The organism is Nocardioides sp. P5_C9_2 (genome assembly GCF_054049555.1).
Window position 1 is genome coordinate 1 of sequence record NZ_JBFUMD010000119.1, and the last position, 8,866, is coordinate 8,866.

Below are 8,866 nucleotides of genomic sequence, written 5' to 3' on the forward strand. Positions count from 1 at the left end.
GGGTCAGGGCGGCGTCGCGCAGCCAGCAGTAGCGGTAGTCCCAGTTGCGCTCACCGCCGAACTGCTCGGGGAGCGACGTGGTCGGCGCGGCCACGATCCCGCCGGTCTCCGCGTGCGTCATCAGCCGCAGGGTGAGCAGGCTGCGGCGCACCAGGTCCGCGTGTGGCAGGTCCTCGGTGCAGGTCAGCGCCCAGCGCTCGTCCTCGACGCGCGTCGCCTCGATGCGGTCGTCGAAGGACAGCGGCTCGGGCAGCGCGTGCCACGAACGCATCCACGAGGTGGAGAACGTCATCGACTCCCCGGCCGCGAGGTCGAACTCGTCGGCGTGGTGACCGTCGACCGCGTGCGGGAGGCGCGGGCCCCAGAGCATGAGCTTGTCGGGCCCCGCCGTCGCGACGATCACCTCGTGCCCGTGCACCTGCTGCCGCGTCACCCAGGGGCGGACGAGACCGTAGTCGAAGCGCACCACCCACTCGTGGCAGACCCGGACCGAGCCCTCGCTGCACCGCACGGTGCGCACCAGGTCGGCCCGGCCGTCGCCGGTGGGCATCACGTCGCGCAGCACCAGGACCCCGGTCGGGGTGGTGAAGGTGGTCTCGAGCACCGCGCTGTGGCCGATGTAGCGGCGGCTGGTCCGGACACCCTCGGGATCGGCCGGCGCCAGCACCCAGCGTCCGTTGTCGGTGTCGCCGAGCAGGGCGGCGAAGCAGGCGGGGGAGTCGAACCGGGGCAGGCACAACCAATCCACCGAGCCGTCCCGGCCGATGAGTGCCGCGGTGCCTCGATCGCCGACGAGCGCGTAGTCCTCGATGGGGAGTGCCATGTCCGCCAACGTAGCTAGAGTCCCCAGCATGGCGACGGAACCCCGGCCGATCGTGGCCCTGCTCACCGCCCGCGGAGCCACCGTGGCGACCGCGGAGTCGCTCACGGGCGGTCGCCTCGCGGCCCTGCTGACCTCGGTCCCGGGAGCCTCGGCGTGCGTGACGGGCGGGGTCGTCGCCTATGCGACGGCGGTCAAGGTCGCGGTGCTCGGCGTGCCCGCGGACACGGTGGCGGCGCACGGCGTGGTGTCGGGGGAGTGCGCGGCCGCGATGGCCACCGGGGTGCGCGCGCTGCTCGGCACCACGTACGCGATGGCTACGACGGGGGTCGCCGGACCGGACCCGCAGGAGGGGCACCCGGCGGGGCACGTGTGGGTGGCGGCGGCAGGCCCGGAGGGCGTGGAGACGCGCCTGCTGGCCCTGGCAGGAGACCGCGCCGCGGTGCAGGACGCGGCCTGTCGGGAGGCGTTGTCGGTGCTCGAGGGGATCCTCACCCGGGAAGAACCAGCGCTCCGGTAGCGTTGGCCACCACGGAGCCCTCCACGAGCGGGCTTTCCACGGACGGGAAGGACAGCGCCATGGTGCTCTTTCGACGCATCCTCGGTGACGTGCTCCGCAGCGAGCGGATGCAGCAGGGCCTGACCCTGCGCGAGGTGTCCGCCGACGCCCGGGTCAGCCTGGGCTACATCTCGGAGATCGAGCGGGGCCAGAAGGAGGCCTCCTCCGAGCTCCTCGCCTCGCTCTGCTCCGCGCTCGACCTGCCGCTCTCCGACGTGCTCCGCGAGGTCTCCGACGCGATCGCGGTCGAGGAGCTGGCCCAGGGCCTGCGCCGCGTCGACTCCGTCGAGGCCACCCCGATCACCTCGGCACGGCCGGCTCCGGGCGACGTCGTCGCCTCGGCCGCCTGAGCAACCCGGTCGGTCCCCACTGCTGGGCGTCGCGTCAGTCCTCGGGCTGGCAGCGCGGACACCAGTACGACGCCCGCTCGCGCTCGGCGGGCCCGCGCATCGCGACGCGGACAGGTGTGCCGCACCGGCGGCAGGCCGAGTTGTCACGTCGGTAGACCCACATCCGCTCGCGCGGGCGCAGGTCGCCGGTCGTGGACTGGATGGCCCGCTCCTTGTTGAGGTCGAGCATCTGGCGGGCGCGCCGGACCAGTCGCTCGAGGTCGGGCACCTCGCCGACCGGACGCAGCGGGTGCACCCCGCTGGTGAAGCACAGCTCGGCCATGTACATGTTGCCGATGCCGGCCAGGTTGGTCTGGTCGAGCAGCGCCTCGCCGACGGGTCGGTGCGGGTCGCTGCGCAACCGGCGCATCGCCTCCGCCTCGTCCCAGTCACCACCGAGCAGGTCGGGCCCGAGGTGTCCGACCACCTCGTGCTCGTGGGAGCGGGGCACCAGCTCCACGATGCCGAGGGAGAAGCCGACCGCGGCGCGGGCCTCCGTGCGCAGCACCACCCGGGCCTGGGTGGCCGGTCGTCGCCACTTCTCGTGGAGGGGGTAGACGTGCCAGCTGCCCTCCATCTTGAGGTGCGTGTGCAGCGTCCACGCCTCCTCGTGCTCGATGTGGGTCAGCAGGTGCTTGCCACGGGAGAACGTGCCGGTCACGGTGCCCCCGGAGAGGTCCACGGTGGCCAGCTGGGGCACCCGGAAGTCGCTGGTGGCCAGCACGTGGCCGGTCAGCGCGCGGTCCAGCTTGCGGGCCGCGCGGTAGACGGTGTCGCCCTCAGGCACGCATCCTCAGTCCCTTCGGGGTGGCCAGGAACCCGGCCTCGTCGAGCGCGGCGCGCAGGGGCGTGATGCCCCCACCGAGCAGAGCGGCCCCGTCGGCCCGCTCCACGGTGAGCTTGCCCAGCACGCCGCGCCGGGTGGCATCGGCCAGCGCGGAGGYGGCGGGGACGAGCCGGTCGGGGTCGTCGCTCCAGGTGAGCAGGGTGCGGCCACCGCGCTCGACGTACATCGTCAGGTCGCCGTCGACGAGGACCACGAGTGCTCCGGCCTTGCGGCCCGGCCGGTGGCCGGAGGTCTCGGTGGGCGTCGAGGCCGGCCAGGCCAGTGCCGCGCCGTAGGGATTGGCCGGATCCGTCGCGGCGAGCGTGATCGCCCCGGGCTTGGCGTCGGCCCGCTCGCTGAACGTGCGCAACCGGTCGATCGCCCCGGCAGAACCGAACTGCGCCGCACCGAGTCCCTCGATGAAGTAGCCCCGGCGGCACCGACCGGTGTCCTCGAACGCGGACAGCACCTTGTAGACCCCCGCGAAGCCCCCCGGCACGCGCTCGCTCATCACGGCGCCGCGGGTGACCACGCCGTGCCGCTCGAGGAGGTGCTCGGCCGTCGCGTGCGCACGGCGGGTCGGGTCGGTGTCACGCTCGGGCAGCAGCGCCCAGCGTCCGGCGGTCTCGGGAGGCCCGCTGCGGGCGGGCATCCGTCCCGCGCCCGGGCGCCCGGGCCGGCCGCCGGCGCGCAGCCGAGGCGGCGTGCGCCGGGTGCGGTGGCTGGCACTGCCCGAGCGCACCAGGGCCCGCAGCGGTGTCACGGTGTCGTTGGTGAGCCGCCCCTGCCAGACCAGCGACCACAGCGCGGCGGAGAGCTCGGAGTCGCTGGTGGAGCCGACCCGGTCGGACAGCTGCCGGAAGAACCAGGCACCGCCCGGGTCGAGCGCCTCGAGGACGGCACGCTCGACCGCGCTCGGCTCGTCCTCGGCGACGTCGGGCAGGGTCAGGTCGGCTTGGTCGGCGAGGTGCAGGCTCACCCAGCCGTCGCTGCCGGGCAGCGGGGAGTGCCCCGCCCACACGACCTCGCCGGAGGCGGTGAGCTCGTCGAGGTAGGACGGCTCGTAGTCGCGGACCCGGGCCGCGAGGACGAGCGGCTCGAGGGCGCTGGCAGGCACCGGACAGCCGGCGAGCTGGTCGATCGCGGCCACCACGCCGTCGACGCCGCGGAGCTTGCCGCCGACCCTCTGCCACGCGGGCAGGAAGCGCGCCACGGTGTCCTGGGTGACCGGCTCGACCTCCTTGCGCAACCGGGCCAGCGACCGGCGCCGGAGCTTGCGCAGGACCTCCGCGTCGCACCACTCGCTGCCGCTGCCCGAGGGACGGAACTCGCCCTCCAGGAGCCGGCCTCGCGAGACCAGCCGCTGGAGCGCGTGACGGGCCACCGCCTCGCCGAGCCCGAGTCGCGCGGCGACGTCGGAGGTCGTGAACGGACCGTGGGTGCGGGCGAAGCGGGCGATCAGGTCACCGATCGGGTCCTCGTGCGGCTCGGTGAAGACGTCGGGCGTGCCGGGCGGCACGGGCACGCCGAGGCCGTCCCGCAGCCGGCCGACGTCCTCGACGGTCGTCCAGCGCTCGTCCCCGGCGACGCGCGCCGGGACCACGCGGCGTACGTCGGAGAGGGTCTCCAGCCAGGACCCGACATCGGCGCCCTCGACCGAGCGGGCGGTGATCTCGGCGGTGCTGAGCGGGCCGAGCAGCCGGAGCAGGTCCGCGACCGCCTCGGCGTTGCGGGCCCGCCTGTCGGGGGCCAGCCACTGGAGCTCGGACTCGACCTCGGCCAGCACCTCCGGGTCGAGCAGCTCACGCAGCTCGGCCCGGCCGAGCAGCTCGGCGAGCAGCCCCTGGTCCAGCGAGAGCGCCGCGGCCCGGCGCTCGGCGATGGGGGAGTCGCCCTCGTAGACGAACTGCGCGACGTAGCCGAAGAGCAGGCTTCGGGCGTAGGGACTCGGCGACTGGGTCGCCACGTCGACCACCGTCACCTCGCGGCGCTGCACCCGCTGGAGCAGCGTCACCAGGGCCGGCAGGTCGTAGACGTCCTGCAGGCACTCGCGGATGGCCTCGAGGACGATGGGGAAGGACGGGTACTGCGAGGCGACCTCGAGCAGCTGCGCACTGCGCTGGCGCTGCTGCCACAGGGGACTGCGCCGCCCGGGGTCGCGCCGAGGGAGCAGCAGCGCACGGGCCGCGCACTCGCGGAACCGGCTGGCGAACAGCGCGGACCCACCGACCTCCTGGGTGACGATCTGCTCGATCTCGTCGGGCTCGAAGACGACGATGTCGCCGCCGGGCGGCTCGTTCTCCGTGTCGGGGATGCGGATGACGATGCCGTCGTCGGAGGCCACCGCCTGCCCGTCGATGTCGTAGCGCTCGCGCAGCCGCGCGTTGATGGCCAGCGCCCACGGGGCGTGCACGGGCGTGCCGTACGGCGAGTGGACGACGAGGCGCCAGTCGCCGAGCTCGTCGCGGAAGCGCTCGACGAGCAGCTGGGTGTCACTGGGCAGCGCGTTGGTCGCCTCCTGCTGCTCGGTGACGTAGGTGACGAGGTTGCCGGCGGCGTACTCGTCCAGGCCCCGGTCGCGGGCCCGCTGCCGCGCCTTGTCCGGAGTCACGCTGCCGAGCTCGCGGGTGAAGCTGCCGATCGCCTCGCCCAGCTCGGCGGGCCGGCCTAGGGAGTCGCCCTTCCAGAACGGCAGGCGGCCCGGGATGCCCGGCGCGGGCGTCACCAGCACCCGGTCGTGGGTGATGTCCTCGATGCGCCAGCTGGTGGCGCCCAGCGCGAAGATGTCGCCGACGCGTGACTCGTAGACCATCTCCTCGTCGAGCTCGCCGACGCGGCTGGCCTTGTCGCCCACGAGGAAGACGCCGAAGAGCCCGCGGTCGGGGATGGTGCCGCCGCTGGTGACGGCCAGCCGCTGGGCGCCCGGACGCCCGGAGAGCACGCCGGTGACCCGGTCCCACACGATGCGCGGGCGCAGCTCGGCGAACTCCTCGCTCGGGTAGCGACCGCTGAGCAGGTCGAGGGTCGCGTCGAAGGCGCTGCGTGGCAGGGCGGAGTACGGGGCGGCGCGGCGCACCATGTCGTAGAGGTCGTCGACCTCCCAGTCCTCCATGGCCGTGCAGGCCACGACGTGCTGGGCGAGCACGTCGAGCGGGTTGGTCGGCACCGACAGCGACTCGATGGCGCCGCTGCGCATCCGCTCGACCGCGACGGCGGTCTGGGCCAGGTCGCCGCGGTGCTTCGGGAAGAGCACGCCGCGGCTGACCTCGCCGACCTGGTGGCCGGCGCGGCCGACGCGTTGCAGCGCGCTGGCGACGCTGGGTGGCGACTCGATCTGGATGACGAGGTCGACGGCGCCCATGTCGATGCCCAGCTCGAGGCTGCTGGTGGCCACGACACAGGGGAGCCGGCCGCGCTTGAGGTCGTCCTCGATGAGCGCGCGCTGCTCCTTGGAGACCGATCCGTGGTGCGCCTTGGCGATGATCGTGCCGGCGCCGCTKCTCTGGCCCGACTGGGCCATCACCTGCGCGGGCGGCGGGTCGTGCCGCTCGTCGGTCATCTGCTCGCCGTCGCCGTCGCTTTCGCCATCGGCGGCGGCGCGGTCGGTGGCGATCTCGTTGAGCCGGGCCGTCAGCCGCTCGGCGAGGCGGCGCGAGTTGGCGAAGACGATCGTGGAGCGGTGCTGCTCGACCAGGTCCACGACGTGCTCCTCGACGTGCGGCCAGATGCTGGTGGCCCGCTGCGGGTCGCCGGAATCCTCGTCGTACTCCTCCGGGGCGGTCATGTCCTCGACCGGGACGACGACCCGCAGGTCCCACTCCTTCTCGCTCGGCGGCGCGACGATCTCGACCGGCCCGCTGCCGCCGAGGAAGCGCGCGACCTCCTCGAGCGGGCGCACCGTCGCGCTCAGCCCGATGCGCTGCGCCGGGCGGTCGAGGAGCGCGTCRAGGCGCTCGAGGGAGACGGCCAGGTGGGCACCGCGCTTGCCGCCGGCCACCGCGTGCACCTCGTCGAGGATCACCGTGTCGATGCCCCGCAGCGACTCGCGGGCCTGGCTGGTCAGCATCAGGAAGAGCGACTCGGGCGTGGTGATCATGATGTCCGGCGGACTGCTCGTCAGCTTGCGACGGTCGGCCGCGGAGGTGTCGCCGGACCGGAGCCCCACGGCGAGGTCCGGCACGGTGGTGCCGAGCCGCTCGGCGGTGTGCCTGATGCCGGTGAGGGGCGCTCGCAGGTTGCGCTCGACGTCGACCGCCAGCGCCTTGAGTGGTGAGATGTACAGGACCCGGGTGCGACGCGTCTTGTCCTCCGGGCGCTCGGCCGTCAGGAGCGTGTCGATGGCGTGCAGGAAGGCGCTGAGCGTCTTGCCGCTGCCCGTCGGGGCCACGACCAGCGCGTGCTTGCCCGCGGCGATGGCGTCCCACGCCCCCTCCTGCGCGGTCGTCGGCCTTGCGAAGGCCGCCTCGAACCACGCGCGGGTCGGCGCGCTGAAGTGGTCGAGGGCGGACATGGGCCCAGTGTGTCCTACGGCACCGACAGCGGGCCCTACGGTGAGCGGGTGAGCACCTGGATCGAGGCCGGCCTGTGGGGACTCGTGGCCGGAGGCGCCCTGGTCCTCGGTGCGGCCGTGGCCTGGCTCGTGCGTGTCCCCGCGGTCGTGTCCTCGGCCGTGATGGCGTTCGGCGCCGGCGTGCTGATCTCGGCGCTGGCCTTCGACCTCGTCGACGAGGCGGCCACCACCGGGGGCGTGCTCGCCACGGTCGTCGGGTTCCTCGTGGGGTCGCTCGCCTACGTCGCCGGCAACGTGGTGCTGGCGCGTCGCGGCGCCCGGCACCGCAAGCGTTCGGGGGACCAGCAGCCCCGGGAGGACGACCAGCAGGGCAGCGGCACCGCGATCGCCCTCGGCGCCCTGCTGGACGGCGTACCGGAGTCGGTGGTCCTGGGCCTGTCCCTGCTCGGTGGGCACGGCGTCGGCGTGCCGGTGCTGGCCGCGGTCTTCATCTCCAACCTCCCCGAAGGCCTGTCCAGCACGGTGGGCATGAAGCGCGCGGGACGCAGCGCGGGTTTCGTGTTCGGCGTCTGGACCTCCATCGCCGTCGCGGCGGGGGTCTCCGGCGCGTTGGGCGTGCTCCTGCTGGGGGGCGCGTCCGACCAGACCGTCGCCGCCATCACGGCGGTGGCCGCGGGCGCCATCCTGGCCATGGTGGCCGACACGATGATCCCCGAGGCCTTCGAGGAGACCCGGCTGTGGACGGGCCTGATCGCCACGCTCGGGTTCATCGCCGCGTTCGCGATCAGCCGCAGCGCCTGACGGGTCCGGATCGGCGGCGCGGCCCGTCCTTGCGGGTGGGGACGGGCTCAGGGCGAGGTGCCTAGAGTCGGTCGCATGGCTACGAAGAGCACTCCCACCCAGACCTTCCACGTCCCCGGCCTCGATGCCGACGAGAGCACCACCGTGGTCTCCGCGCTGCAGGACCGGCTGTTCGCCTACACCGATCTCCACCTCGTGCTCAAGCACGTGCACTGGAACGTCGTCGGCCCCAACTTCATCGGCGTCCACGAGATGCTCGACCCGCAGGTCGACCTCGTGCGCGGCTACGCCGACGCGGTCGCCGAGCGCATCGCGACCATGGGCGGTACGCCGGTCGGCACCCCGGGCGCGCTCGTCGCCGCCCGCTCGTGGGACGACTACGACATCGGCAAGGACACCGCGCAGGCCCACCTCGGCGCCCTCGACCTCGTCTACACCGGCGTCATCGAGGACAACCGCAAGGCGATCGACGTCGTCGGCGAGGTCGACCCGGTGACCGAGGACCTGCTCATCGGCCAGACCGGCGAGATCGAGCAGTTCCACTGGTTCATCCGAGCCCACCTCGAGAACACCGGCGGGCACCTGGCCACCGAGGGCGCCACCACCGAGCAGGAGGCGGCCGACGCTGCCCGCGAGCCCCGCGCGGCGGCCACGAAGGCCCCCCGCAAGAAGTAGTCCGCGCACGTACCCCGCGAATCTGCTCGCGGCCGTCCCCGCCCGTCCCTAGGCTGCGCCCCATGACGGACACGGGGGACGACGACCTGAGGCAGGCCCTGGCCGCGCTGGTCAAGCAGCTGACGCGCGAGGAGCCTCTGACGCGCGGGACGCCACTGCTCGGTGTGCTCGACGAGCACCTGGGCATGCGGGCCGACGAGCTGCCGGTGGTGGTCGAGAAGATCGACCTCCACCGGTGGGTCGACGTCGACATCGCGCTGGCGGAGGTCGCCGCGCGGGACGGCGA

At 73.7% G+C, this 8,866-nt stretch carries 8 protein-coding genes; 5 read left to right on the top strand and 3 right to left on the bottom strand.

The features are described from left to right. A partial coding sequence (locus tag ACXJKL_RS08200; protein WP_457206570.1) for a glycoside hydrolase family 15 protein occupies positions 1-823 on the bottom strand: 823 nt, incomplete at its 3' end. Between the two features lie 28 nt (positions 824-851). On the opposite strand from ACXJKL_RS08200, the gene ACXJKL_RS08205 reads away from it, so the two are divergent. Both ACXJKL_RS08205 and ACXJKL_RS08210 read left to right on the top strand, forming a co-directional pair. Beyond that, positions 852-1,340, top strand: a complete 489-nt coding sequence (locus ACXJKL_RS08205; RefSeq protein ID WP_457206571.1) for a CinA family protein — start codon at positions 852-854, stop codon at positions 1,338-1,340. Positions 1,341-1,399: 59 nt separating this feature from the next. Beyond that, a complete protein-coding gene (locus ACXJKL_RS08210; RefSeq protein WP_457206572.1) occupies positions 1,400-1,729 on the top strand; it encodes a helix-turn-helix domain-containing protein in 330 nt (109 codons plus the stop codon). 34 nt (positions 1,730-1,763) lie between these two features. On the opposite strand, the gene ACXJKL_RS08215 is transcribed toward ACXJKL_RS08210, so the two are convergent. Next, a complete protein-coding gene (locus ACXJKL_RS08215; RefSeq protein ID WP_457206573.1) occupies positions 1,764-2,555 on the bottom strand; it encodes a DNA-formamidopyrimidine glycosylase family protein in 792 nt (263 codons plus the stop codon). Further along, a complete protein-coding gene (locus ACXJKL_RS08220; protein WP_457206574.1) occupies positions 2,548-7,104 on the bottom strand; it encodes an ATP-dependent helicase in 4,557 nt (1,518 codons plus the stop codon). Before ACXJKL_RS08220 ends, ACXJKL_RS08215 begins: the two co-directional genes overlap by 8 nt. Positions 7,105-7,152: 48 nt before the next feature. Here ACXJKL_RS08220 and ACXJKL_RS08225 point away from each other — a divergent pair, with 48 nt between their 5' ends. The 3 genes from ACXJKL_RS08225 to ACXJKL_RS08235 all read left to right on the top strand — a co-directional run. Then, positions 7,153-7,905: a ZIP family metal transporter gene (locus ACXJKL_RS08225; RefSeq protein ID WP_457206575.1), complete on the top strand. Its 753-nt coding sequence runs from the start codon at positions 7,153-7,155 to the stop codon at positions 7,903-7,905. A gap of 75 nt (positions 7,906-7,980) precedes the next feature. Then, positions 7,981-8,580 carry a Dps family protein gene (locus ACXJKL_RS08230; RefSeq protein WP_457206576.1) on the top strand — a complete coding sequence of 200 codons (600 nt, stop codon included), beginning with the start codon at positions 7,981-7,983 and terminating at the stop codon, positions 8,578-8,580. 62 nt (positions 8,581-8,642) lie between these two features. Then, a partial coding sequence (locus ACXJKL_RS08235) for a hypothetical protein (protein WP_457206577.1) occupies positions 8,643-8,866 on the top strand: 224 nt, incomplete at its 3' end.